Annotated in this window: 23 protein-coding genes; 5 read left to right on the top strand and 18 right to left on the bottom strand. The window is 70.6% G+C overall.

What is annotated here, in order from left to right; all coding sequences use genetic code 11:
- Positions 1-71 precede the first annotated feature (71 nt).
- The 15 genes from N5D62_RS09985 to trpE all read right to left on the bottom strand — a co-directional run bounded on the left by N5D62_RS09985 (position 72) and on the right by trpE (position 15,698).
- The gene (locus N5D62_RS09985; protein WP_279757551.1) at positions 72-782 is read right to left on the bottom strand and encodes a DUF6445 family protein; all 711 of its coding nucleotides are present in this window, start codon (positions 780-782) and stop codon (positions 72-74) included.
- A 38-nt stretch (positions 783-820) separates the two neighbouring features.
- Positions 821-1,894 carry a heparan-alpha-glucosaminide N-acetyltransferase domain-containing protein gene (locus tag N5D62_RS09990; RefSeq protein WP_279757552.1) on the bottom strand — a complete coding sequence of 358 codons (1,074 nt, stop codon included), beginning with the start codon at positions 1,892-1,894 and terminating at the stop codon, positions 821-823.
- A 105-nt stretch (positions 1,895-1,999) separates the two neighbouring features.
- On the bottom strand, positions 2,000-2,944 hold the full coding sequence (locus tag N5D62_RS09995) for a glycoside hydrolase family 16 protein (protein ID WP_279757553.1): 945 nt from the start codon (positions 2,942-2,944) through the stop codon (positions 2,000-2,002).
- The gene (locus N5D62_RS10000) at positions 2,941-4,263 is read right to left on the bottom strand and encodes an MFS transporter (protein ID WP_279757554.1); all 1,323 of its coding nucleotides are present in this window, start codon (positions 4,261-4,263) and stop codon (positions 2,941-2,943) included. Before N5D62_RS10000 ends, N5D62_RS09995 begins: the two co-directional genes overlap by 4 nt.
- Positions 4,264-4,318: 55 nt before the next feature.
- Positions 4,319-5,800, bottom strand: a complete 1,482-nt coding sequence (nagZ, locus tag N5D62_RS10005; RefSeq protein ID WP_279757555.1) for a beta-N-acetylhexosaminidase — start codon at positions 5,798-5,800, stop codon at positions 4,319-4,321.
- A 98-nt stretch (positions 5,801-5,898) separates the two neighbouring features.
- Positions 5,899-6,909 (bottom strand): SIS domain-containing protein, encoded by a 1,011-nt coding sequence (locus tag N5D62_RS10010; protein ID WP_279757556.1) that lies wholly within the window; start codon positions 6,907-6,909, stop codon positions 5,899-5,901.
- Positions 6,902-8,038, bottom strand: a complete 1,137-nt coding sequence (gene nagA, locus N5D62_RS10015; RefSeq protein WP_279757557.1) for an N-acetylglucosamine-6-phosphate deacetylase — start codon at positions 8,036-8,038, stop codon at positions 6,902-6,904. The genes N5D62_RS10010 and nagA overlap by 8 nt, the downstream gene beginning before the upstream one ends.
- Complete coding sequence (locus N5D62_RS10020) at positions 8,035-8,778, bottom strand: GntR family transcriptional regulator (RefSeq protein WP_279757558.1); 744 nt, start codon at positions 8,776-8,778, stop codon at positions 8,035-8,037. The genes nagA and N5D62_RS10020 overlap by 4 nt, the downstream gene beginning before the upstream one ends.
- A 16-nt stretch (positions 8,779-8,794) precedes the next feature.
- Positions 8,795-9,739: a BadF/BadG/BcrA/BcrD ATPase family protein gene (locus N5D62_RS10025; RefSeq protein ID WP_279757559.1), complete on the bottom strand. Its 945-nt coding sequence runs from the start codon at positions 9,737-9,739 to the stop codon at positions 8,795-8,797.
- 145 nt (positions 9,740-9,884) lie between these two features.
- Complete coding sequence (locus N5D62_RS10030) at positions 9,885-10,586, bottom strand: uracil-DNA glycosylase (RefSeq protein ID WP_279757560.1); 702 nt, start codon at positions 10,584-10,586, stop codon at positions 9,885-9,887.
- Between the two features lie 16 nt (positions 10,587-10,602).
- Positions 10,603-11,394, bottom strand: coding sequence for an indole-3-glycerol phosphate synthase TrpC (gene trpC, locus N5D62_RS10035; RefSeq protein WP_279757561.1), 792 nt, complete (start codon positions 11,392-11,394; stop codon positions 10,603-10,605).
- Between the two features lie 78 nt (positions 11,395-11,472).
- On the bottom strand, positions 11,473-12,513 hold the full coding sequence (trpD, locus tag N5D62_RS10040) for an anthranilate phosphoribosyltransferase (protein ID WP_279757562.1): 1,041 nt from the start codon (positions 12,511-12,513) through the stop codon (positions 11,473-11,475).
- A gap of 13 nt (positions 12,514-12,526) precedes the next feature.
- Entirely contained in the window at positions 12,527-13,612 is a 1,086-nt protein-coding gene (gene ltaE / locus N5D62_RS10045) for a low-specificity L-threonine aldolase (RefSeq protein WP_279757563.1), read from the bottom strand.
- Positions 13,609-14,193, bottom strand: a complete 585-nt coding sequence (locus N5D62_RS10050) for an aminodeoxychorismate/anthranilate synthase component II (protein WP_279757564.1) — start codon at positions 14,191-14,193, stop codon at positions 13,609-13,611. Before N5D62_RS10050 ends, ltaE begins: the two co-directional genes overlap by 4 nt.
- 20 nt (positions 14,194-14,213) lie before the next feature.
- Positions 14,214-15,698, bottom strand: a complete 1,485-nt coding sequence (gene trpE / locus N5D62_RS10055) for an anthranilate synthase component I (protein WP_279757565.1) — start codon at positions 15,696-15,698, stop codon at positions 14,214-14,216.
- A gap of 376 nt (positions 15,699-16,074) precedes the next feature.
- Between trpE and N5D62_RS10060 the strand changes: the two genes are divergently transcribed.
- Complete coding sequence (locus tag N5D62_RS10060) at positions 16,075-16,764, top strand: chalcone isomerase family protein (RefSeq protein ID WP_279757566.1); 690 nt, start codon at positions 16,075-16,077, stop codon at positions 16,762-16,764.
- 15 nt (positions 16,765-16,779) lie between these two features.
- On the opposite strand, the gene gph is transcribed toward N5D62_RS10060, so the two are convergent.
- Both gph and N5D62_RS10070 read right to left on the bottom strand, forming a co-directional pair.
- Positions 16,780-17,448, bottom strand: coding sequence for a phosphoglycolate phosphatase (gph, locus tag N5D62_RS10065; RefSeq protein ID WP_279757567.1), 669 nt, complete (start codon positions 17,446-17,448; stop codon positions 16,780-16,782).
- Positions 17,445-18,467: a LysR family transcriptional regulator gene (locus N5D62_RS10070; protein ID WP_279757568.1), complete on the bottom strand. Its 1,023-nt coding sequence runs from the start codon at positions 18,465-18,467 to the stop codon at positions 17,445-17,447. Before N5D62_RS10070 ends, gph begins: the two co-directional genes overlap by 4 nt.
- A gap of 107 nt (positions 18,468-18,574) precedes the next feature.
- On the opposite strand from N5D62_RS10070, the gene N5D62_RS10075 reads away from it, so the two are divergent.
- The 3 genes from N5D62_RS10075 (at position 18,575) to N5D62_RS10085 (ending at position 21,146) form a co-directional block, all read left to right on the top strand.
- Positions 18,575-19,588, top strand: coding sequence for an aldo/keto reductase (locus tag N5D62_RS10075; RefSeq protein WP_279757569.1), 1,014 nt, complete (start codon positions 18,575-18,577; stop codon positions 19,586-19,588).
- Positions 19,589-19,803: 215 nt separating this feature from the next.
- The gene (locus N5D62_RS10080) at positions 19,804-20,739 is read left to right on the top strand and encodes an endonuclease/exonuclease/phosphatase family protein (protein ID WP_279757570.1); all 936 of its coding nucleotides are present in this window, start codon (positions 19,804-19,806) and stop codon (positions 20,737-20,739) included.
- The gene (locus tag N5D62_RS10085) at positions 20,736-21,146 is read left to right on the top strand and encodes a hypothetical protein (RefSeq protein ID WP_279757571.1); all 411 of its coding nucleotides are present in this window, start codon (positions 20,736-20,738) and stop codon (positions 21,144-21,146) included. The genes N5D62_RS10080 and N5D62_RS10085 overlap by 4 nt, the downstream gene beginning before the upstream one ends.
- Before the next feature lie 235 nt (positions 21,147-21,381).
- Here N5D62_RS10085 and N5D62_RS10090 read toward each other — a convergent pair whose 3' ends face one another.
- A complete protein-coding gene (locus N5D62_RS10090; RefSeq protein WP_279757572.1) occupies positions 21,382-23,529 on the bottom strand; it encodes a sigma-54-dependent Fis family transcriptional regulator in 2,148 nt (715 codons plus the stop codon).
- A gap of 304 nt (positions 23,530-23,833) precedes the next feature.
- Between N5D62_RS10090 and N5D62_RS10095 the strand changes: the two genes are divergently transcribed.
- Positions 23,834-25,354 carry an aldehyde dehydrogenase gene (locus tag N5D62_RS10095; RefSeq protein WP_279757573.1) on the top strand — a complete coding sequence of 507 codons (1,521 nt, stop codon included), beginning with the start codon at positions 23,834-23,836 and terminating at the stop codon, positions 25,352-25,354.
- Positions 25,355-25,420 lie beyond the last annotated feature (66 nt).

Below are 25,420 nucleotides of genomic sequence, written 5' to 3' on the forward strand. Positions count from 1 at the left end.
CAAGCGGCCAAGCAGTCGGGCAGCCCCGCGGACACCAGGCGCCTGGCCTGCCGGCCGGCGACGCTCGCGGGCTAGAAGTCGTAGAAGGTGGTGATGGTCAGCCGGCCCTGGCGCGGGTCGCTGCTGAGCCCCAGGGCGGGGTTCACGATGGCCGAATGCAGCAGGCTGCCCCGGTAGGCCACCAGGCGGTTGAATCGCGCCGGCAGCATGCCCAGCAGCTCGAAGCAGTCGTCCGAGTCGCTGAAATAACGCGGCGGCGCCGGGCGGCGCTCCATCTCCGCATAGATCAGGTCACCGTAGCGCTCGCGCCGGTCGGCGGTGATCTGCTGCAGGCCGCTGGCCTTGTGGCGGTAGAAGGCGGTCCCGCCATGGCGCTCGTCGCAGAGGTAGAGCATCACGGCCATGAAGTGCGGCGTGCTGGCATCGAAATGCGGCACCCGCTGCAGGGGGCCCAGGTCCTCGGGTGCCACCGTCGTCACCGAGAAGGCGCACGGCGACTTGCGCAGCGGCAGTTCCTCGGGAACGCCGAAGTTCAGCCGGATCAGCGGGTCGAGCAGCGCCGTCAGGCTTTCGGAATAGGCCGCGGGCACCGGCGCTCGCAACCCGGGATAGCCCTTGCGCTCGTCGGCGCCCGGGCAGCGCTCGAAGCGGGCCTGGCAGGCGGCCTCGACCAGGGCCTGCGGATCCACGAGGAAATCGTCGATGACGACGACCGGGTGCTCGCCGACCCGCACCGAGCGGATGTCGGGCGGCATGCGAATGGCGAAGGGATCCGGGGTCATGGACCGGTATTGTGCGGGCGCGGCCCGATCAGATCGGATCAGATCTTCCAGTACCAGCGGCGCCGGTCGAGCTCGCGCACGATGAGCCACCACACGCCCACGAAGGCCACCGCGAACGCCAGGGACTGGCCCTCCGGGCCGACGATCGGCGCCAGCCAGCCGAAGCCCTGCGCGTAGAGCGGGCGCATCCAGCCGAAGCCCTCGAGGAACACGGTGCACATCCACGCGCCGGCATAGGCGGCGATCGCGTTGACGCCGAAGCTGCGGAACAGCGCCGGCGCGCCTTGCCGGTCGATCAGTGCATGCGCGCCCAGCAGGGCCAGCGCGGCCAGGCCGCCCGTCCACAGCACGAAGGACGGGGTCCACAGGTTCTTGTTGATCGGCATCAGGCCGATGGCGTCGAGCGCGAATCCCGCCGCCGCCGCCAGCAGCCCGATCACCGCCAGCGGCTTGAGCGCGCCGGCGCGCAGCGCCTCGCCGCAGCGCCAGCCGAACAGCGTCGTGGCCAGCGCGCCGAGCGTGGCGACGATGCCTTCGGGATCATGGCCGAGTCCCGTCGCCGGATCCCATTGATAGGCATGCGGACCAAGGATCCAGGCGTCGATGCGGCTGGCGATGTTGCCGGCCTTGTCCAGCGGGCCGCCCCACAGCAGCAGCGCGCCGTAGGCGAACAGCAGCACCGCGATCCAGGCCCGCTGCCCGGCGGCGCGCCACTGGATCGCGATCAGGCCGGTGAGGGCGAAACACAGCCCGATGCGCTGCAGCACGCCGGGGATGCGCAGCGCCGGCTTGTCCATCAGCCACCAGGCCAGCGCGTGCAGCACCAGGCCGAGCGCCAGGATCCGCAGCCCACGCTTGACCACCGTGCCGCGCAAGGCGGCGCCGCCGCCAGCCTCGATCCGCGCGCCCATCGCCAGCGACAGCGACACGCCGACGATGAACAGGAAGAACGGGAACACCAGGTCGGTCGGCGTCCAGCCGTTCCACTCGGCATGCTCCAGCGGCGCGTAGACATGGCCCCAGTCGCCCGGGTTGTTGACCAGCAGCATCGCGGCCACGGCGAGACCGCGCAGCGCGTCGACGGACGCGATGCGTTTCGAGGAAGCGTTCATCGGAATGAGGGCAGCTCGGTACTTCGAAGCCCCTCTCCCGCACTGCGGGAGAGGGGTTGGGGTGAGGGTAAGGGCGCTCGCTCGGGCTCAGGCTCAGGCTCAGGCTCAGAAATCGCAGCGGCTCTCGAGCGCCGGCTGCGGGGCCGGCACCTGGTCCAGCCGCATGACGCCGCCGGCGCGCCAGCGCGCCACCTGCGCCTCGACCTGCGCCGGGCTCAGCATCGTGTCCTTCGCGTGGAAGACCCAGTCGACGTCCTGCTCGTACACGCGCGGGGCGCCGCCGGCCGCGCCCTGGGGCAGCGGACCGTCCGGCGAGAACCACAGGTTGAAGTTGATCGACATCGGCACCACCGGATAGTTCCGGCCGCCGTGCTCGTCGACCTTGCGGCCATCGATGAACCAATGCGTGCGGCCGTCGGCGACCTGCATCACCAGCGTGTGCCAGTCGCGGCCCCGCTCGCCCAGCGGGCCGAAGTCCTCGTGCTGCTGGTTGAAGGCCAGCCACGGCTCCAGCCGCACCGTCTGCCAGGTGATGCCGTAGATCCGCGTCTTGTCGCTGCCCCAGCCGCCGTTGGGCAGGTACTCCCAGTCCAGCTCGCTGAACTCGGGGTCGAAGTCGTGCTTCAGCGGGCTCACCGCGTAGAAGGTCTGGATCACCGGGTCGCCGTCGGCGCCGCTGACCGGCTGGTCGCTGAAACGCACCCGCGCGGCGTAGGTGCCGGCCAGGTATTTGCGCTGGTGGCACACCTGCACCTGCGTCGTGCCGGGACCGGTGCCGTCGGTCGCCGCGTGCAGGCGCAGCTTGCCGTCGACCAGGCTCAGGCCCTCGGGGGCCCAGCGCGCGCCGGCGATGCCGGGATGGCCCTTGGCGTCGCGGGCGGCCCAGCCTTGCTTGAAGAGCGCGGCGGTGTCGGGGTAGCTGAAGTCGTCGAAGAAGAACTGCGGCTCGGCGGCCTGGGCGCTCGCGACGGTCAGCAGCGCCGCGGTGGTTGCCCCCAACCACTGCCGCACCGCGGCGGTTTTGCTACCGAGGACTGCGGGGGCTTTCATGGCGTGCTTTCGGCGGGGGTGGCGACGGGCGTGTCGTCCGGCTTCGGGGCGCGTCCGGGCATGCGCACGAACAGCAGCAGGATCAGCGCGGGGGCGCCGCAGGCGATCGTCCAGAGGAAGAAGTGCTCGTAGCCCATCGCGAGCTGGATGTCGCCGCTGATCGTCTTGGAGAAGATGAACCCCAGCTGCATCACGCCGGAACCCAGCGCGTAATGCGCCGTCTGGTACTTGCCCGGCGCCACCGCCTGCATGATGTACAGGATCATCCCGACGAAACCGAAACCGTAGCCCAGCATCTCCACCGCGACGGCGAAGCCCACATGCCACAGGTCCGCCGGCATCGTGACGGCCAGGTAATAGAAGGTCGCGTTCGGGACCGCCATCGCCACGATCAGGAACGGCATCGCGCGGCGCAGGCTCATCCAGCTCGTGAAGTAGCCGCCGACGATGCTGCCCACCAGGAACGCCGCCGTGCCCACCGTGCCGTAGATGCCGCCCACCTGCTCCGTGCTCAGGCCCAGGCCGCCCTTGTCGCGCGCCTCGATCAGGAACAACGGCCCGATCGTCTGCACCTGCCCCTCGGCGAAGCGGAACATCACGATGAACAGCACCATCAGCCAGATGCCGGGCTTCTTCAGGAAGTCCGCGATGACCTCCTGCAGGGTGCGCCAGACACCGGCGGCGGTGAGGTCGCCATGGTCCGTGTTGAGCGTGCCCGGCAGCGCGTACGCGTTGTAGCTGGCCAGCACGAACAGCAGCACCGCCAGCAGCGCGAAGATCACCGACCACGCGTTCATGACGCCGATGCCGCGCTCCAGGTGACCGGCCAGCACCAGCAGCCCGCCCAGCGTCAGGAACTTGGACGCGTTGAAGAACGCGCCCTGCCAGCCGGCATAGGCCGCCTGCTGCTTGTCGTCCAGCGCGGCCATGTAGAGGCCGTCGCAGGCGATGTCGTGCGTGGCCGACGCATAGGCCAGCAGGAACAGCACCGCGATGCTGGCCGCGAACCACATCGGCAGCTGCAGCGCCACCGCCATCAGCGCCAATCCCGCCGCGCCGGTGAACTGGCCCGCGACGACGATCAGCTTCTTGCTGCGCGCCAGTTCCAGGAACGGGCTCCACAGCGGCTTGAACGCCCACGCCAGGCCGAGCAGGCCGGTCCAGCGCGCGATCTGGTCGTTGGCCACGCCCATGTTCTTGAACATCAGGCCGGCGATCAGCATGACGACGAAGAACTGCATGCCCTGCACGAAGTACAGGCTGGACACCCAGCGGATCGGCGATCTGGCGGGAGCGGAGGAAGTCTGCGGCTGGCTCATGTCGAGGCCCTCGAATCGTTGCGGCGCGGGTCGGCGCGAATGGCGCTCGGGCGCGTCAGCCCAGCGTGACCGGCGAGCGGCCGCCGGCATCGCCGCGGCCCTGCAGCCAGGCGCCCAGCGCGTCCAGCGCGCCGTCCGCGTAGCCCCAGCTGATCACCGTCGGCGCCGCGACGTCCAGCGCCTGGAACGGATTCCACAGCACCAGGTGCAGGTCCGGCCGCCACGCGCCGGCGTTGTCACCGTAGCGCGCGCGGTGCGTCGACGCGACCACGGTGAAGCGGCCGTCGGCCGGCACCTGCGCCCAGTCCAGCGCCGCGATGTCGCCCAGCGAGACGAACTCGACGTCGCGGTAGCCCTCGAACAGCGCGCGCACCTGCGCGCCGGTCGGTCCGGCCTCGGACACGCCGTCGGTCGGCACCTCGTCCTGCACCAGCACGCGCAGCGGCCGGTCCAGCGCCGGCGGCGCCGCGCCGCGCAGCGCGCTCAGGCCGGCCGCCCAGGCGCGGCGCATCAGCGCGTCGTCAGCCTCGCGGCGCGCGCCCTGGTAGTCGTCGAAGCGCACCGGGAAGTCGCGCGCCAGCTTGTCCAGCCGGGCCTCGGCCTGGCGGCCGCGCTCGACGGTCAGGTTGCCGCGCGTGAGCGCGTCCTGCAGCGCGTGGATCGCCTGCGCCTGCTCGTCCAGCGAGCCTTGCGCCAGGATCATGTCGGCGCCGGCGTTGATCGCCAGCACCGCCGCCTTGGCGTAGCCGTAGCGCTCGGCGATCGCCTTCATCATCAGCGCGTCGGTGATGACGACGCCGTCGTAGCCGTACTCGTCGCGCAGGATGCCGCCGAGGATCGTCCGGGACAGCGTCGCCGGATAGTCCGGATCGATCCTCGGGTACACGATGTGCGCCGTCATGATCGACGGCGCCACGTCGCGCAGCGCCTGGAAGGGCTTGAGCTCGAGCGCGTCGAGCTCGGCGCGCGACTTGTCCACGGTGGGCAGGTCCAGGTGGGAGTCGACATGCGTGTCGCCGTGCCCCGGGAAGTGCTTGATGCAGCAGGCCACGCCCGCGTCCATCGAGCCCTTCATCCACGCGCCGGCCAGGCGCGTGACGGTCTCGGCGGTCTCGCCGAAGCTGCGCTCGGCGATGACCGGGTTGGCGGCGTTGTTGTTGATGTCGGTGACCGGCGCGAAGTTCCAGTTGATGCCGATGCCGCGCAGCCCGCGCGCCACCGCGGCGCCGACCTGCTCGGCCAGCGCGGCGTCGCCGGCCGCGCCCAGCGCCATCGCCGACGGCGGCTGCGGCAGGAAGGTCGCCCGCACCACCGAGCCGCCTTCCTGGTCGAGCCCGATCAGCGCGTCCGGGCCCATCGCGTCGCGCAGGTCCTGCGTCAGGCGGCGGACCTCGGCCTCGGTGCCCAGGTTCTTGCGGAACAGGCAGACGGCGCGGATCTTGTTGTCGCGCAGGAAGGCCGCGGTCGCCGCGTCCAGGGTCTTGCCCTGGATGTCCACCATCACCAGCCGGCCCGGATGGAATGCTGTCTCGCTCATGTCGTTCTCTTCTTGCCTGGCCCGCGGGGTCGGCGGCTGGGGGGTCTCGGAGGGAGCTCGCGCGGCGGCCGGCCCGACCGGCCCCGCGCGAGGCGGGATCAATGCGTCTTGGTGACCTTGGCCAGGTGGCGCGGCTGGTCGGGGTTCAACCCGCGCGCCTGCGCCACCGCCTCGACCATCGGATAGAAGCTCTGCACGGCGGCGATCGGATCCAGGTCCTCGTTGCCGGTGCAGGTCAGCGGCAGTTCCGCGCCCGGCGTGCCTTCCGGCGCCGCCAGCAGCACGCGCGCGCCGCGGCCGCGCATTTCCTCGGCCAGCGCCAGCAGCCCGGCCTGGGCCGGACCGCGCGGCGCGAACACCAGCAGCGGGTAGCCCTCCTCCACCAGCGCCATCGGGCCGTGCTTGACCTCGGCGCCGGAGAAGGCCTCGGCCTGGATGCCGCAGGTCTCCTTGAACTTCAGCGCCGCTTCCAGCGCGATCGGCAGCGAGGTGCCACGACCGATGACGAACAGCTTGTCCACGTCCTTCAGCGCCTCGACGGCGGCGTCCCAACGCTGCTTCGCGGCCTGCTCCATCGCCTGGGGCAGGGTCTGCAGCGCGGCGGCGAGGTCCTCGTCGCCCTGCCAGGCGGCGACCACGCGCGCGCCGGCCACCAGCTGCGCGATGTAGCTCTTGGTCGCGGCCACGCTCTGCTCGACGCCCGCGTGCAGCGGGAAGACGTGCTCGGCGGCGGCGGCCAGCGGCGAGCCGTCGGCGTTGACGAAGGCCACCGTGCGCGCGCCGTTGGCGCGGAAGTACTGCGTCGGCGAGACCAGGTCCGGGCTCTGGCCCGACTGCGAGAACGCCAGCGAGACCAGGCCCTTGCTCTCGATCTTGCTCTGGTAGAGCGTGATCAGCGACATCGGCAGCGAGGTCACCAGCCGGCCCAGCCGCGCCATGACCAGGTAGGCCAGGTAGTTCGACGCGTGGTCCGAGCTGCCGCGCGCGATCGTCAGCAGCGCGCTGGGCGGCTGCTCGCGCAGCGCGTCGCCGAGCGCGGCGTACGCGCCCTGATCGGCGGCCAGCTGACGGGCCACCACCTGCGGCGCGCTCAGCGCCTCTTCAAGCATTCGCGAGGTCAATCGATTCCCCTTCCACGACCACGCGCTGCAACTGCAAGCCACGGTCTAGTACGACAAGATCCGCCCAGGCGCCCGGAGCCAGGCGGCCCCGGTCGTCCAGACCCAGGTAATCGGCCGCGTTCGTGGACACGCGCTTGGACGCGTCCTCGATCGACAGGCCCAGTTTCAGCACCAGGTTGCGCAGCGCCTGGTCCATCGTCAGCGTCGAGCCGGCCAACGTGCCGTCGGGCAGGCGCACGCCGCCCAGGCACTTGGTGACGCGGTGGCGGCCCAGGCTGTATTCGCCGTCGGGCATGCCGGCCGCGGCCGTCGAATCGGTGACGCAGAACAGCTGCGGGATGCTGCGCAGCGCGACGCGGATCGCGCCGGGGTGCACGTGCAGCAGGTCCGGGATGATCTCGGCGTAGCGCGCGTGCGCCAGCGCGGCGCCGACCATGCCGGGCTCGCGGTGGTGCAGGCCCGTCATCGCGTTGAACAGGTGGGTGAAGCCGCCGGCGCCGCGGCCCAGCGCGGCCACGCCGTCCTCGTAGGTGCCCAGCGTGTGGCCGATCTGGACCTGGAAGCCGGCCTGGCGCAGCCGCTCGACGAGGTCCAGGTTGCCCGGCAGTTCGGGCGCCAGCGTGATCAGCCGGATCGGCGCGATCGCGTCCAGCTCGCCGATCTCGGCGATCGACGCGGCCTTGGCGAAGTCCGGCTGCGCGCCGAGCTTGCCGGGATTGATGTAGGGGCCCTCGAGGTGCACGCCCAGCACGCGGGCGCCGCCGGCGGGACGCTCGGCGCAGGTCGGCGCGAGCGCGCGCATCGCCTGGCGGATCTCGTCCAGCGGCGCGGTCATCGTCGTGGCCAGCAGCGACGTGGTGCCGTGGCGCGCATGCAGCCGGGCCAGCTGCGCGGCGGCGTCGCCGCCTTCCATCGTGTCGTGGCCCGCGCCGCCGTGGACGTGGGTGTCGATGAAGCCGGGCAGGACCAGGGGCAGGTCCCGCTCGCCGTGCCGCGCCTCGTGCTCGGCCACGGCGGTCCCGTCGATGCCGACGACGCGACCTGCTTGATGCTTCAGCACACCGCGGATGAACCCGCTGGGTGTCAGGATGAATCCGTCGATGTGCTGGGCCGTCATCCGTCGCGCCTCATCTCCGCGACGAAGTCGTAGTAATCGCTGCGGCAGTAGGAATGGGTCAGCTCGACGGCTTGGCCCTGGTCCAGGTAACCCACCCGCGTGATGAACAGCACCGCCTGGCCCACCGGAACTTCCAGCAGACCGGCCAGCCGCGAATCCGCGTTGATGGCTCGAATGTGTTGCAACGCGCGCACCGGCGCGCCGCCGTGTCGGGCGAGGTGCTCGTAGAGCGAGGACTCGACCTTCTGCGGATCGGGCAGCACCGCCTCGGGCAGCACCGACAGCTCGTAGGCCATGACCACCGAGTCGGCCAGGCGCAGCCGCTCCAGGCGCGCGACGCGCTGCCCGGTCGTCAGGCCGAGCGAGAGCTGCTCGTCCGGCGCGGCCATGGCGAAGCCGCGGGTCAGCCAGCGGCTGCTGGGCTTGAAGCCGCGCTGGTGCAGTTCCTCGGAGAAGCTGGTCAGGCGCGACAGCGGCTGCTCGAGCTTCGGGGCGATGTAGTTGCCCGAGCCGCGCTTGCGCACGATCAGGCCTTGCTCGACGAGGCGGTCGATCGCCTTGCGGGCGGTGACGCGCGAGAGGTCCAGCGACTCGGAGAGCACGCGCTCGGACGGCAGGGCCTCGTCGGCCTGGTACTGGCCCTCGCGGATCGCTTGCGCCAGCTTGTGCGCGAGCTGCATGTACAGCGGCGAGGCGGCGGCGGAATCGGGCTTGAACTGGAAGGGCAGCTTGGTGCTCATCGGGCTTCTCTGCGTCTCAACGTGTTTCGGAGAGAGCGCCGCGGACCAGCCGCAGCGCGCCGTCGGCCGAGTCGCCCTGGGGCGACACGCAACGGGCCCGAATGTTGCCTGAGAAAAGCGCGGCGAGCCGCTGCGCCACGCTGCCCGCCAGCGACAACGGCAGCTGCTGCGACGGGTCCAGCGCGAGCGCGAGTTGTTCCAGTTCCGCGACCGCCTGCGCGACCAGCGCGGCGGCGGCCGGATCCGCTTCCATGTGCTCGAACACCAGGGGCGCGAGCTGCGCGTAGGCATGCTGGCCGGCCTGGGCGACCCAGGCGTTGACGGCGTCGCGGTCCTGGTCGTGGGTGCAGCCGGCGGCGCCCCACACGGCCTGCGCCAGCGGACCCGCGGCGGCGCGGCCGTCCATGGCCTTCTGCGCGACGCGCATCGCCTGGATGCCGAGCCAGGCGCCGCTGCCCTCGTCGCCGCCGATCCAGCCCCAGCCGCTGACGCAGACCATCGCGCCGTCGGCGCGCAGCGCCTCGCCCACCGTGCCGGTGCCCGCGGCGATCACGCCGCCGGGCCGGCCCGCATGGGCGCCGATGACGGAGGTGGTGCCGTCGTTCACCAGTTCGATGTGGGCGTAGCCAGGCTGCTGCGCGATGAAGGCCTGCGCCTGCGCGGCCACGCCGGCGCCGGACAGGCCCAGGCCGATCGCGGTCTCTGCCAGCGGCAGGCGTTCGATGCCGCCCTTCACCGCCGCTTCCTGGACCGCCATCTGGATGTGGCGCCAGGCCTGCGCGATGCCCTGTCCCAGCGCGGACGGGCCGGCCCATCCCTGGCCCAGCAGCCGTCCGTGGACGTCGCTGAGCCGGACCCGCGTGCCGGTGCCGCCACCATCCACTCCCACCAGGAAGCGGACGGCCGCGAATTGCGGCGACACGGGCGCGGACCAGGCGTCCGCCAGGGAGTGACTCGTCATGATTAATACCAGTTTAGTACCAAAAAACGCGGAGCGTCAATTGGTAGCGCACTGGACTTAACCCTGATGCGCGAGGCGCTCCGCGACGGGATCCCAGGTTATGACCACCGCCGTACCAGTTATGGGTCGGCGGTGCGGCGTCGCGTCAGTCGAGCGACCAAGCGAGGTCGACGCCCTGCCCCTTCAGCCAGTCTCGCGCGGTCGAGAAGTGCCCGCAGCCGATGAAGGGCGCGGGCCCGCGCGTGGCGGACAGCGGCGACGGGTGGTTGGCCTGCAGCACGAGGTGGCCATGTCCGGCCGCCTCGATCAGCGGCGCCTTGGCCTGCGCGTGGGCGCCCCACAGCAGGTAGACCTTCGGCGACGGGTCCTTCGCGGTCGCCGCGATCAGCGCGTCGGTCAGCGATTCCCAGCCCTTCTTCGCGTGCGAGGCGGCGGCGCCGTCCTCGACCGTCAGGCTGGTGTTGAGCAGCAGCACGCCGCGCCGGGCCCACTCGCCGAGGTGGCCGGACATCGCCGGCTGCTGGCCGAGGTCGCGCTGCAGCTCCTTGAAGATGTTGCGCAGCGAGGGCGGCAGCTTCTCGCCGGCGGGCACCGAGAACGACAGCCCTTCCGCCTGCCCCGGCCCGTGGTACGGGTCCTGGCCGACGATGACCACCTTCACCTGCGTCAGCGGCGTGAGCCGCAACGCGCGCAGCGGATCGGGCGGATAGATCGTCGCGCCGGCGGCGAGGCGCTCCTTCAGCAGCGCCTCGATGCGCTGGCCGTCGGCGCTCGCGCGCCAGGTATCGATGAGGGGCTGCCAGCCGTCGCCGGCCTGCCAGTCCAGGGTCTTGAGCGTCGCGGTCATCGGCACGGGCGGACGATCAGCGGAACAGCGTGGCCAGCGCCGCGCCCGGATCGGGCGCGCGCATGAAGGCCTCGCCGACGAGGAAGGCGTTCACCCACGCGTCGCGCATGCGGGCGACGTCGTCGGGGCCGAGGATGCCCGACTCGGTCACCAGCAGGCGGTCGGCGGGCACGTGCTTGAGCAGGCCCAGCGTCGTGTCCAGCGTCACCTCGAAGGTCTTCAGGTTGCGGTTGTTGATGCCGACCATCGGCGTCCTGAGCCGCAGCGCGCGCTCGAGTTCCTCGCCGTCATGCACTTCGACCAGCACGTCCAGCCCCAGGCCCAGCGCGCAGTCCTCGAGTTCCGCCATCTGGCCGTCGTCCAGGCTCGCGGCGATCAGCAGGATGCAGTCGGCGCCCATCGCGCGCGCCTCGTAGACCTGGTACGGATCGACCATGAAGTCCTTGCGCAGCACCGGCAGCGCGCAGGCGGCGCGCGCCTGCTGCAGGAACTCGACCGAGCCCTGGAAGAACGGCGCGTCGGTCAGCACGCTCAGGCAGGCGGCGCCGTGTTGCTCGTAGCTGCGCGCGATGTCGGCGGGACGGAAGTCCTCGCGCAGCACGCCCTTGCTCGGGCTGGCCTTCTTCACCTCGGCGATCACGCCGCTGCGGCCCTCGGCGATCTTGGCGCGCAGCGCCTTCACGAACCCGCGCGTCGGCTCGGCGCGCGATTCGGCCTCGGCGCGCAGCGCGGCCAGCGGCCGCCTGGCCTGCGCCGCGGCGACTTCCTCGCGCTTGACGGCGTTGATGCGATCCAGGATGTCGGACATACAGCTCCTTCTTCGAACCCGGCAGCTCGCCGGGCGATGCCGCCGCGAGCCGCCGGGCGGCCCGCGCGGCGCGGTCGGTCAGGCCAGCGCGGCCGCCTGCCTTTGGGTCTCGGCGACGAACTGGTCGAGCTTGGCGCGCGCCGCGCCGGACTCGATCGCCACGCGCGCCTTGGCGACGCCGTCGGCGATCGACTCGACGACGTTGGCCGCGTACAGCGTCGCGCCGGCGTTCAGCAGCACGATGTCGCGCGCCGCGCCGGGCTCGTTGCCCAGCACGCCCAGCAGGATGCGGCGGCTCTCCTCCGGCCCGCTGACGCGCAGGTTGCGGCTCGCCACCATCGGCATGCCGAAGTCCTCGGGATGGATCTCGTACTCGCGGATCTCGCCGTTCTTCAGCTCGCCGACCAGCGTCGCCGCGCCCAGCGAGATCTCGTCCATGTTGTCCTTGCCGTAGACCACCACCGCGTGCTGCGCGCCCAGGCGCTGCATCACGCGGACCTGGATGCCGACGAGGTCCGGATGGAACACGCCCATCAGGATGTTGGGCGCGCCGGCCGGGTTGGTCAGCGGGCCCAGGATGTTGAAGATCGTGCGCACGCCCAGCTCCTTGCGGACGGGCGCGATGTTCTTCATCGCCGGATGGTGGTTGGGCGCGAACATGAAGCCGATGCCGGTCTGCTCGACGCAGGCCGCGACCGCCTGCGGCGGCAGCGACAGCGTCACGCCGAGCGCCTCCAGCACATCGGCGCTGCCGGTCTTGGACGAGACGCTGCGGTTGCCGTGCTTGGCGACCTGCGCGCCCGCCGCGGCCGCGACGAACATCGAGCAGGTCGAGATGTTGAAGGTGTGCGCGCCGTCGCCGCCGGTGCCGACGACGTCCACCAGGTGCGGCCCCGGCGCGATCGGCACCTTGACGGAGAACTCGCGCATCACCTGCGCGGCGGCGGTGATCTCGCCGATCGTCTCCTTCTTCACCCGCAACCCGATCAGGATCGCCGCGGCGGTGACCGGCGAGATGTCGCCGCTCATGATCCGGCGCATCAGCGCCAGCATCTCGTCGTGGAAGATCTCGCGGTGCTCGATGACGCGGGTCAGCGCTTCGTTGTCGGTGATGGGCATGGCGGGGCTCCCCTCAGGCATTGAAGAAGCGGCGCGTCGCCGCGATCGCGCGGTCGACGCCGGCGGCGTCGACGTCCAGGTGCGTGACGAAACGCAGCTTGTACAGCCCGGTCGTCAGCACGCCCTCGGTCTTCAGGTGCGCGACCAGCTTCGCGGCGATGTCCTTGTCGACGTCGCAGAACACGATGTTGGTCTGCGGCGCCTCGACGGCCAGGCCCGGCAGGCCGCGCAGGCCCTCGGCCAGCCGCGCCGCGAGGGCGTGGTCCTCGGCCAGGCGGGTGACGTGGTGGTCGAGCGCGTAGTGCGCCGCGCCCGCGAGCACGCCGGCCTGGCGCATGCCGCCGCCGAGCATCTTGCGCCAGCGGTGCGCCCGCTGGACCAGCTCACGCGAGCCGCACAGCACCGAACCCGCCGGCGCGCCCAGGCCCTTGGAGAAGCACACCGAGACGCTGTCGAAGTGCGCGGCGATGCGCCGGGCCGCGGCGTAGGCGTCGCCGCCTTCGCGCGCCGCCACGGCGACGGCCGCGTTGAACAGCCGCGCGCCGTCGAGGTGGCGCGCCAGCCCGTGGCGTTGTGCGAGCTCGGACGCTGCGGCCAGGTAGTCCATCGGCAGCACCTTGCCGCCGATCGTGTTCTCGAGCGCCAGCAGCCGCGTGCGCGCGAAGTGCGCGTCGTCGGGCTTGATGTTGGCCTCGATGTCGGCCAGCGGCAGCGAGCCGTCCGGCGCGTGGCTCAGCGGCTGCGGCTGAATCGATCCCAGCACCGCCGCGCCGCCGCCTTCCCAGCGGTAGGTGTGGGCGAACTGGCCGACGAGGTACTCGTCGCCGCGCTGGCAGTGCGACATCAGCGCCGCGAGGTTGCTCTGCGTGCCGGTGGGCATGAACAGCGCGGCTTCGAAGCCGAGCCGCTCCGCCACCGCCGCCTGCAGCGCGTTGACGCTCGGGTCGTCGCGGAAGACGTCGTCGCCCAGCGGCGCCGACGCCATCGCGGCGCGCATGCCGGCGGTCGGCTGGGTGACGGTGTCGCTGCGCAGGTCGACGACGCGGCGTGCGCCGTCGCCGTTGCTGTCGTTCTTGCCTTCGCTCTTGCCTTCGCTCATCGTGCCAACTCCAGGAAGTTCTTCAGCATCGCGTGACCGTGCTCGGACAGGATGGATTCGGGGTGGAACTGCACGCCTTCCAGCGGCGTCGCGGTGCCGGCCAGCGCGCGGTGGCGCACGCCCATGATCTCGCCGTCCTCGCTGCGGGCGCTGACCTCGAGCTCGGCGGGGATCGTCGCCTCCTCGATCGCCAGCGAGTGATAGCGGATCACGTCGAAGCGCTCGGGCAGGCCGCTGAAGACGCCCTTCGCGTCGGTCGCGATCGTCGAGGACTTGCCGTGCATCTGCACCTTGGCGCGGACGATGTTCCCGCCCAGCGCGGCGCCGATGCTCTGGTGGCCCAGGCACACGCCCAGGATCGGCAACCGGCCGATGAAGCGCTGGATCGCCGGCACGCAGACGCCGGCTTCGCGGGGCGTGCACGGTCCGGGCGAGAGCACGAGGTGGGTGGGATCGAGCGCGGCGATCTCGTCGAGCGTGATCTGGTCGTTGCGGACCGTCTTCACCTCGGCGCCCAGCTCGGCGAAGTACTGCACCAGGTTGAAGGTGAAGCTGTCGTAGTTGTCGATCATCAGCAGCATGTCGTTCTCCTTCGTCCGGCTCAGAAACCTTCCTCGACCAGTTCCGCGGCGCGCAGCAGCGCACGGGCCTTGGCCTCGGTCTCCTTCCATTCGAGCTCGGGCACCGAGTCGGCCACGATGCCCGCGGCCGCCTGCACGTACAGCACCTGGTCCATGACGACGCCGGTGCGGATCGCGATGGCCAGGTCCATGTCGCCGCCGAAGCTCAGGTAGCCGCAGGCGCCGCCGTAGATGCCGCGCTTGACGGGCTCGAGCTCGTCGATGATCTGCATTGCCCGGATCTTGGGCGCGCCCGACAGCGTGCCGGCCGGGAAGCTGGCGCGGAACACGTCCATGTTGCCCACGCCGTCCTGCAGCAGTCCCTCGACGTTGCTGACGATGTGCATCACATGCGAGTAGCGCTCGACCGCGAACGCGTCCGTGACCTTCACGCTGCCGGTCCGCGCGATGCGGCCGATGTCGTTGCGGGCCAGGTCGATCAGCATCAGGTGCTCGGCGCGCTCCTTCGGATCGGCCTTGAGCTCGACCTCCAGCGCCTGGTCCTGCTCGGGCGTGCCGCCGCGCGGGCGCGTGCCGGCCAGCGGGCGGATCGTGACCTTGCGGCCGTCGGGCGTCTGTTCCTGGCGCACCAGGATCTCCGGCGAGGCGCCGACGATCTGGAAGTCCCCCATGTCGTAGAAGTACATGTAGGGGCTGGGATTGAGCGAGCGCAGCGCGCGGTACAGGCTCAGCGGGGACTCGGTGTAGCGCTTCTTGAGCCGCTGGCCGAAGACGATCTGCATGCAGTCGCCGGCGGCGATGTAGGCCTTGGCCTTGTCGACCGAGGCCAGGAAGTCGGCCTTGGCGAACTCGCGCTCCACCGGATGCGCCTGGCCGCGCACGACGCGCGGCGCGGCCACCGAGTAGCCGAGCTTGTCCTTGAGCTCGGTCAGGCGCTTCTTGGCCTTGAAGTAGGCCTCGGGCTGCGCCGGGTCGGCGTAGACGATCAAGTAGAGCTTGCCCGACAGGTTGTCGATGACGGCCAGCTCCTCGCACTGCAGCAGCATCACGTCGGGCGTGGCCAGGCCGCCGTCGGGCGTGGAGTCCGCCAGGCGCGGCTCGATGTAGCGCACCGCGTCGTAGCCGAAGTAGCCGGCCAGGCCGCCGCAGAAGCGCGGCATGCCAGGGCGCAGCGCGACCTTGAAGCGTTGCTGGTAGGCCTCGATGAAGGCCAGCGGGTCGCCCTCGTGCGTCTCGACGACCGCGCCGTCGCGGATCACGCGGGTGACGGGGCCCTCGCTCTTGAGGACGGTGCGCGCGGGCAGGCCGATGAAGGAATAGCGGCCGAAGCGTTCGCCGCCGACCACCGACTCCAGCAGGAAGCTGTGGCGGCCGGGGCCGTTGCCGGCGCACAGCTTCAGGTAGAGCGAGAGCGGGGTCTCGAGGTCCGCGAAGGCCTCGCTGATCAGCGGGATGCGGTTGTAGCCGTCGGCGGCCAGGCTTTGGAATTCCAGTTCGGTGATCACGTCGTCAAACCTCTTGTCGGCTGCGGCGGCCCTCGGTGACGCACAAGGTCACGGCACGCGCGAGCGAAAACTCAGGTCGCCTGTTGGACCTGCCCCGTACGGTAGGGTGCAGAGGAAGTGTGACGGTCCCGCGTCCGGGGATCAGCAGTGGACGGCGGGTGGCAAGCAGCAGGCGGCTTCAGGTGAAGTCGTGCCAGGATCGCCAGGGCCAGGCTCCCCGGTCGTTCGACCCCTTGATGTGCTTGCGCGTGATAAACATGGTGCGGACCAGTGTAGCAGGACGATCCCGGATGGCCCCGCTTCGGATCCATGGCAGATACTTCGCGTCCAGAGTCGGCCGCGGAGCCGGCCGATCCTCCGGAGGGAAGGAGACATGATGTCCAAGCGCAATGTCCTGATGGCCGCGGGCACGCTCGCGGCCGCGATGCTGGCGCCACTCGCGGCGTCGGCCCAGTCCACGCCCGCCGCCGCCCCGGCCGCGCCCGCGGCGCCCGCCGCGGCGCCGGTCGAGGTGGCCGGCGTGAAGTACGACGGCACCGCCGAGGTCGCCGGCCAGAAGCTCGTGCTCAACGGCGCGGGCATCCGCTACAAGGCGATCTTCAAGGTCTACACCGCCGGCCTGTACCTGAACGCCAGGGCCGCGACGCCCGAGGCGGTGCTCGCCAACACCGGTCCGAAGCGCCTGCACATCCAGATGCTGCGCGACATCGACGGCGAGGAGCTCGGCAAGCTCTTCACCAAGGGCATGGAGCAGAACGCCACGCGCGAGGAGTTCGGCCGCTCGATCGCTGGCGTGCTGCGCATGTCGGAGATCTTCGTGCAGAAGAAGAAGCTCAAGACCGGCGAGAGCTTCGGCGTGGACTACATCCCCGGGACGGGCACGGTGATCTTCGTCAACGGCCAGCTGGTCCCCGGCGACCCGATCAAGGGCGAGGACTTCTTCCACATGCTGCTCAAGATCTGGCTGGGCAAGTCGCCGGCGGACAGCGACCTGAAGGTCGCGCTGCTGGGCGGCGGCAAGCCGGCGGTGACCAGCAACCGCAACGCGGCCGGCAGCAGCCGCTGATTTGCCGGCCCGGCCTCAGCCGAGCAATTCGTCGAGCCGGTCGATGTGGCGATCGGCGCCCACCTCGCGGATGGGCTGGCCGTGGTTGTAGCCGTAGCTGACCAGCGCGATCGGGCAACCGGCCGCGCGCGCGGCGCGGGCGTCGTTGCTGGAATCGCCGACCATCCAGGTCGTCGCCGGCGCCGAGCCCATCGATTCGCAGGTCTTGAGCAGCGGCAGCGGATCGGGCTTCTTGCGCTCGAAGTCGTCGCCGCCGAAGACGCGGTCGAAGTAGCCGGCCAGGCCCTTGCGCTGGAGCAGTCCCCGGGCGAAGGCCGCCGGCTTGTTGGTCAGGCAGGCCATCGGCAGTCCGAGCGCGCGCAAGGCGTCCAGGCCCTCGACCACGCCGGGGAACACGTCGGCGAACTCGCCGTTGAGCACCTCGTAGTGGCGCTGGTAGAGCGCCCAGGCCTCCTCGTAGCGTTCCTGCGGGGCGCCGGCCTCGGCCAGCACGCTGCGGATCAGGTGCTCGCTGCCCTGGCCGATCGTGTGCTCGACGAAATCGCGCGAGACCGCGGGCAGCGCCATGTCGGCCATCACGCGGTCGAGCACCGCGACGAAGTCGCCCAGCGTGTCGACGAGCGTGCCGTCGAGGTCGATCATGAAGGCGGTGGGCGTGGGGGTCAGCGCGGACATGGCGCTCATTTCACCACCGTCGACGAGCGCTTCCCCGCCCGACCCGACGCCCGACCGGCCGCGCGCGCCGCTCCTCGCCCCGCCGCTCGCCCCGACCCTCGCGCCTTCGCCTCGCCGGCCGCGCCCTGGGCGCCGACCTCGGCCGCGACCTCCGCCACCAGCGCCCGCAGCCACCGGTGGGCCGGATCGTCGCGATACCGCACGTGCCAGGCGATCTCGACCGGGAAGGTGCCGAGGTCGACCGGCGTGGGCAGCACCTGCAGCCGCGGGTCCGACGCCAGCCAGCGGCAGATCTGCGCGGGCAGCGTCGCGCAGTAGTCGGTCACGGCGATCACCTCCGGCACCGCCAGGAAGTGCGTCACCGACACCGCCACCTCGCGCTTGAGCCCCTGCCGTTCCAGCGCCTGGAACAGCCCGGCGCGCAGCCGGCCCGGCGGCAGCACGTTGACATGCTTGAGCTGCTCGTACTGGCGCCGGCCGAACTTGCCGTCCACCGCTGGGTGGCCGCGGCGCACGATGCACGCGAGCCCGTCGCTCATCACCGGCTGCACGACCAGGTTGTCCGGCGGCTCGACGACACGTCCCAGCACCATCGCCGTCGAGCCCGAGATCACGCCCGTCTCCGCCAGGTCGGTGCCGAACGGCGTCAGCCGCACCGACATGCCGGGCGCGCGCTCGCGCAGCCGCGCCACGATCGCCGGCACCAGCACCAGCTCGACGTAGCTGTTGGGCGCCAGCGTCACGAGCTGCGTCGCCTTCATCGGATCGAAATCCTGCTGGCCGAGGATGGCGCCGTCCAGGCTCGCCAGCGCGGCGGCGATGACCGGCGCGAGTTCCTCCGCCTTCTGCGTGGGCTGCATGCCGTAGCGCTCGCGGATGAACAGCGGATCCTTCAGCAGCTCGCGCAGCCGCGCCAGCGCGTTGGACAGCGCCGGCTGCGTGATGCCCAGCCGCTGCGCGGCGCGGGTCACGCTGCGCTCCTCCATCACGGCGAGGAACACCGGCATCAGGTTCAGGTCGTATCGCATCCAGATATCTTGCCCAACGAATATCTGAAGTTCAACGGATAAATTGGATGAATTCGCTTGGGAGGATCAGACTTCGTCCTGCATTCCATCCCCACCAGGAGTTCACGATGGCACTCAAGGACCTTCTCCCCGGCAAGCTCGGTTTCGGCACGGCGCCGCTGGGCAACATGTTCCGCGACATCCCCGAGGCCGAGGCGCGCGCGACGGTCGACGCCGCGTGGAACGACGGCATCCGTTACTTCGACAACGCGCCGTTCTACGGCGCCGGGCTGGCCGAGATCCGCATGGGCGACGCGCTGGCCGACCGCCGCCGCGACGACTACGTCATCAGCACCAAGGTCGGCCGGCTGATCCTGGACGAGACCGAGGACGTCTCGGCCCGCGACAACGGCGAGAAGGGCGACGTCTTCAAGCACGGCCGGCCCAACAAGGTGGTCAACGACTACTCGGAGGACGCGACGCTGCGCTCGATCGAGGACAGCCTCAAGCGGCTGAAGACCGACCGCATCGAGATCGTCTGGGTCCACGACGTGGCGCAGGACTTCTACGGCGACGAGTGGCTCGGCGTCTTCGAAGGCGCGCGCAAGGGCGCGTTCAAGGCGCTGGACCGGCTGCGCGACGAGGGCGTCATCAAGGCCTGGGGCCTGGGCGTCAACCGCGTGGAGCCGATCGAGCTGCTGATGGCGCTGGAGGGGCCGCGGCCCGACGGCTTCCTGCTGGCGGGGCGCTACGCGCTGCTCGACCATGACCGCGCGCTGCAGCGCGTGATGCCGCAGGTCGCGGCCAAGGGGCTGGGCATCGTGGTCGGCGGGCCGTACAGCTCGGGCGCGCTGGTCGGCGGACCGAACTTCGAGTACGCCCCGGCGTCGCCGGCGATCCTGGACAAGGTCGCGCGGATCAAGGCGATCGCGGATCGCCACGGCATCAGCATGAAGGCGGCGGGGCTGCAGTTCTCGCTGGCGCATCCGGCGGTCGCGGCGGTGATTCCCGGCGCGAGCCAGCCGGGCCGCATCGCCGAGGACCGGGCCGCGCTCGACGAGCGCGTGCCGGTCGATTTCTGGCGCGAGCTGCGCCAGGCCGGACTGGTCCATCGCGACGCGCCGCTGCCCGGCGGCGCGTGATCGCGGACTCGGTTCACAACAGTCGGTGGGTCCGCTGACCGATGCTCGGCATCGGCGGCGGAAAGCGCATCAAAAGGAGAGCGAATCGGGGCTGGCGATGTGAATGCCCGATGCGTAGAGTGACTGCCCTCCCCCGCGAAACACGCGATGGAGCGGCCGCCGGCCGCAAGGGCCGGCGATGTGTCACTCCCATCGCCAGGGGCAGTTCACCGGCCATGAAGACTTCTCAACCAGCCATCGGGGCGGGCATGCGCATCGTCTGGTGGAACACCGGGTTGTCACCCACCCGAGCGCGATCCAAGCTTCGGACGCAGCATGTCGCAGCGACCGCCGACGTGCTGATCCATCTGATCGACGTCGCCCAGGCCGATGTGATCGTCCTGGGAGAAATGAGCGAAGCCAGCGCCTGGAGCCTGCGAGAGGCCTGCACGCGGGCGCGTCTTGAGTACAACTGGCTGAGCGCCTTCCATCGCGCCGGTCGAAGTCGCTTCTCGGTGTGCATCCTCAGCCGCAAGGATCGCGTCCGGGTCGAAGCCGACGAGCCCATTCTTTTCAGGGACGGCAAATCGGTCATCAAGGCCGGCCTCTACTTCGCTGTCCGGTTGCTCGAAGCCGGCGAATGGTGCGACCTGATCGTGTCGCATTGGCCCAGCCGCCTGCATATGGATCGCCATGACAGCGGACGAACCCACATCGCGGCGTTTCTACGGCGCTGGATCGAGGACAACCTGCCCGGACTCGATGACGACGCCAATGTCGTGCTGATCGGCGACTTCAACGACGAGCCCTTCGACGAAGGACTGGAACGATATCTCCACGCCAGCCGCGACCGCGACAAGGTCAAGAGGAATGCGGCGCTGCTCTACAACCCGTTCTGGCGGCACCTGAGTTCATTCGTTCCAGGCGACGCCGCGCAGTGCCTCAGCGACCCCGGCACCTACTTTCATCGGGGAGGTCGTGACTCCTGGTGGCGGACCTTCGACCAGATGATCGTGTCTTCGGCGGTGCTCTTTGGACGCGCGGGCTGGCGGCTGAACGAAGCGGACACGCGCGTCGTGCCGCAACCACCTTCGGGCCTTGACGTCCGCTCCCGGCACCGATTCTTCGACCACCTTCCCATCATTGGCCACCTTGAAAGGCTACCCACATGATTGACTTCGCAGACTGCATTCGAGCAGGGATCGACAACGCCATCACGGCCGAAGGCGAGCGTGCCGAGATTCAACGCATCCTCGATCAGGTGGACGCGGCAATCCGAAGCGCCACCTCCGGCAAAGCCCGGCTGGTCGTCGGCAAGTTCCATGGCGCCAAGGACGACGCGGTGGCGTTCACCTCCAAACTGCGTCATCGACTTGTCATTCAAAGCGTCTTGGACGAGCAGGAGGGATGGATCATCGCGGGATGGGACACCAGTTCCGAAGGCGCGTTTGCCGTCCAGCTCGTCTATGAGTTTCAGAGCCTCCACTGCGAAGACGGCGACGAACTGATGGAGGAACTCGGCAACCTGCTCGAGACCGCCCGCGTCGGTCGCGCGATCCAGCATTTCGCGAATCGCTGACGGACCCATCGCGGACCTCCACCGACATCCGCGCCCGCTCCGCGCCCAAAGACGAAGGCGGACATCCTTTCGGATGCCCGCCTTACCCATTGACGTCCGGCTTGCGCCTCTGCAATCCACCACCAGAACCCTGGACCGCATGAATCGAAGCATACGCAGCGCCGCGTTCCCGCCGAAGCCGCGATCGCCGCATCGACGCTTCGGCGGATCGCTGATGCGCGTGTCGGGGGATGCCCTACAGGCCTGACGAGGCGCGATCCCTCAGCAGCCGGTACAGCGTGTTGCGTCCGATCCCCAGCCGCCGCGCCGCCTCCGAATGATTGCCATCGCAGTCCGCCAGCACCCGTCGCGCATGGGCGCGGGACTGCTCGCGCAGCATCGACGGGACCGAGGGCATCGACGCCGCCTCAAGCGAGGCCGATGACATCGACTCCGACGACGCCAAGGCTTCCCCAGGACCGCCCACCGAGGCCGGCGCCCGCGGCGGCTCGCACTGATCCAGCTCCTCGACGAGGTCGTCCGGCAAGTGCCCGCGGCGGATCACCGCCTCCCCAGGTTCCATCAGCGCGCAGGCGATCCGCAGCGCCTGCTCGAGCTGACGCACGTTGCCTGGCCACGGGTAGGCCGCCAGTTCACGCGCCAGCGCCGGGTCCAGCACCACCGGCCTCGACGGCTCGATCGCCGCGAGCAGCCGCGCCACCAACAGCGGCAAGTCCTGGCGCTCGCGCAACGGCGGCAGGCTCAGCGTCAGGCCGTTGAGCCGGTAGTAGAGGTCCTCGCGGAACTGCCCTTGCGCCACCAGCTGCCGCAGCGGCCGGTGGCTGGCGCCGATCAATTGGAAATCGACCGCCACCGCCGGGCCGCCGCCCAGCGGCTGGACCAGCCGGTCCTGCAGCACGCGCAGCAGCCGCGCCTGCAGCGGCAGCGGCATGTCGCCGATCTCGTCGAGGAACAGCGTGCCGCCATGGGCCTCGCGCAGCCGTCCCCGCGCGCCCTCGCGCGACGCGCCGGTGAACGCCCCGGGCCGGTAGCCGAAGAGCTCCGCCTCGATCAGCGATTCCGGCAGCGCCGCGCAGTTCACCGCCACGTAGGGCTGGTCCCGCCGCGGACCGCTGTCATGCACGGCCCGCGCGAACAGGTCCTTGCCCACGCCCGACTCGCCTTGCAGCAGCAGCGGGATCGGCTTGTCGAGCACGCGGCGCGCGCGCAGCACCGCCTGGTGCATCGCGGCGTCGCCGAGGTCGAGCGCCTGCAGCGCATCCGCGCGTTCGACTCGGTCCTGAGCCGCGGCTCGATCGATACGTCCCGACTCGTGCGCGACCGGGCTCGCCGCGGCGCCCGCTTCGGCTCGTCCGCCGGCATGTACCCAGGCATCGCCGTCGAAGTGGGCGCCGCGATCGTGCTCCCGGTCGACCGCCTCCGCGCTCGCCGCTGGCGTCGGTCTCAGCCATCCTCGCGGCGCCTCCAGCCGCACCCACAGCGGCGGCGCGTCTTCGCGGCGCAGCAGGCGAGCGCCCTCGCCGCCTTGGCGCGCCCAGTCCATCAGCTCGGCCCACCGGACCGGCAGCACCGCGTCGAGCGGACTCGCCCGCGCCGCCTCCGCGCCGAGCCACGCCAGCGCCGCGGCGTTGCAGCCGAGGATCCACCCGTCCTCGCTCAGGGCCAGCAGCCCTTCGGTCGGCGTGCCGAGGCCTTCCGGCTGCGCGTGCAGCTGCAGCCGCAGGCCATCCGCATGCCGCGTCTGGAACAACCGGTGCTCCACCATCCGCGCCGCCGAGCGCACCAGCGCCAGCGTGTGCCGCTGGAAGCCGCGTTGCTCGCCGGAGATGTCCAGCACGCCCAGCACCCGTCCCTGCGGATCGCGGATCGGCGCGGCGGTGCAGCTCAGGAAGGCATTGCGCTCCAGGAAGTGCTCGCCGCCGAGCACCGCCACCGGCCGCTGCTCGGCCAGCGCCGTGCCGATGGCGTTCGTGCCGCGCCAGCGCTCGTCCCAGATCGCGCCGGGCCGCAACGCCACCCGCTGCGCGCGGTCGACGAAGCGGCCATCGCCCAGCGCCCCCAGCAGCAATCCCTGCGCGTCGGCCAGGATCACCAGGCCGTCGCTGTCGCGGGTCTGCTCGAACAGGTCTTCCATCACCGGCCGCGCATGCGCGACCAACTCATGCTGCCGCTCCAGCGCGCGGCGCAGCTGGGCGCCGGACGCATGCGGCGCGCCGGGCGGCCGGCCCGCCGGGCTCAGCCCGAAGTCGCGGCTGCGCAGCCAGCTGCGGCCCAGGCGTTCGTCGAGCGCCTCGACGCTCAGCCGGCCGGTGTCCAGCAGCTCGCGCCGCGCGGCGCGCAGCAGCCGCGGCGCCAGCGCGACGCCGCTCGGGGTTTTCACCATCCTGTTGTCTCCTTGCCTGCGGCCCGCCGTCGCTGGCGGCCCGATCCGGCCACGCCGTCGCGATGGCGTCCGATTCGAGCCGCGATCCGCGCCGGAGGTGTTCCATCGCGGAACACCTGTGCCGGCGGGGGCGGTGCCTGGACCAGTCTGTGGAGCGATCCTGACCGCTTCCTGTCGGCTTGGGAACCGTTTCGCGCCGGCCAGCAGGGTCTTGCGCGCGATGGCGACGCGCGCGATCGGCTGGCACGGCGCATGCAACGAGGGCGGCGGCGTCCTTCGCCTCAACCACCACGGAGACCTTTCCATGATCTACGCCAAGCCCAACGCGGCCGGCGCGCCGCTGTCCTTCAAGCCGCGCTACGACAACTTCATCGGCGGCCGCTGGACCGCGCCGCGCGACGGCCAGTACTTCGACGTGATCACGCCCATCACCGGGCAGGTCTACACGCAGGCGGCGCGCTCGAACGCCGCCGACATCGAGCTCGCGCTGGACGCCGCGCACGCCGCCGCCGAGCGCTGGGGCGCCACGCCCGCGGCCGAACGCGCCAACGTGCTGTTGCGCATCGCCGACCGCATCGAGCAGAACCTGGAGCTGCTCGCCTACGCCGAGACCGTCGACAACGGCAAGCCGATGCGCGAGACGCTGAATGCCGACCTGCCGCTGGCGGTCGACCATTTCCGCTACTTCGCCGGCTGCCTGCGCGCGCAGGAAGGCGCGCTCAGCGAGATCGACGCCAACACCGTCGCGTACCACTTCCACGAACCGCTGGGCGTCGTGGGCCAGATCATTCCGTGGAACTTCCCGATCCTGATGGCCGCGTGGAAGCTGGCGCCGGCGCTGGGCGCGGGCAACGCGGTGGTGCTCAAGCCGGCGGAGTCGACGCCGGTCAGCATCCTCGTGCTGGCCGAGCTGATCGCCGATTTGCTGCCGCCCGGCGTGCTGAACATCGTCAACGGCTACGGCAAGGAAGCGGGCATGCCGCTGGCGCAGAGCAAGCGCATCGCCAAGGTCGCGTTCACCGGGTCGACGGCGACGGGACGCGTCATCGCGCAGGCCGCGGCGACCAACCTGATCCCGGCGACGCTGGAGCTCGGCGGCAAGAGCCCCAACGTCTTCTTCCCCGACATCGCGTCGCGCGACGACGACCTCTTCGACAAGGCGATCGAGGGCCTGGTGCTGTTCGCGTTCAACCAGGGCGAGGTCTGCACCTGCCCGTCGCGCGCGCTGATCCATGAATCGATCTACGACCGGTTCATCGCTCGCGCCATCGACCGCGTGAAGGCGATCAAGCAGGGCAACCCGCTGGACACCGAGACGATGATGGGCGCGCAGGCCTCGTCGATGCAGCTCGACAAGATCCTGTCCTACCTGGAGATCGGCAAGCAGGAGGGCGCGCAGTGCCTGATCGGCGGCGGACGCGCGCAGCTCGGCGGCGACCTGGCGGGCGGGTACTACATCCAGCCCACGCTGTTCAAGGGCACCAACGACATGCGGATCTTCCGGGAGGAGATCTTCGGGCCGGTGCTCGCGGTGACGACCTTCAAGACGGAGGAAGAGGCGCTGCGCATCGCCAACGACACGCCGTACGGACTGGGCGCGGGCGTGTGGTCGCGCGACATCAACACCGCCTTCCGGATGGGCAAGGGCATCAAGGCCGGGCGCGTGTGGACGAATTGCTATCACGCGTATCCGGCGCACGCGACCTTCGGCGGCTACAAGGAATCGGGCATCGGGCGGGAGACCCACAAGATGATGCTGGACCATTACCAGCAGACGAAGAACCTGCTGGTCAGCTACTCGCAGCAGAAGCTGGGGTTCTTCTAAGACCCTCACCCCCCGCCCTCTCCCGCGGTGCGGGAGAGGGAGCCATGCGACACCGAGCGCGGAAAA

Source organism: Mitsuaria sp. GD03876, assembly GCF_029840635.1.
Classification (GTDB): Bacteria; Pseudomonadota; Gammaproteobacteria; order Burkholderiales; family Burkholderiaceae_C; genus Roseateles.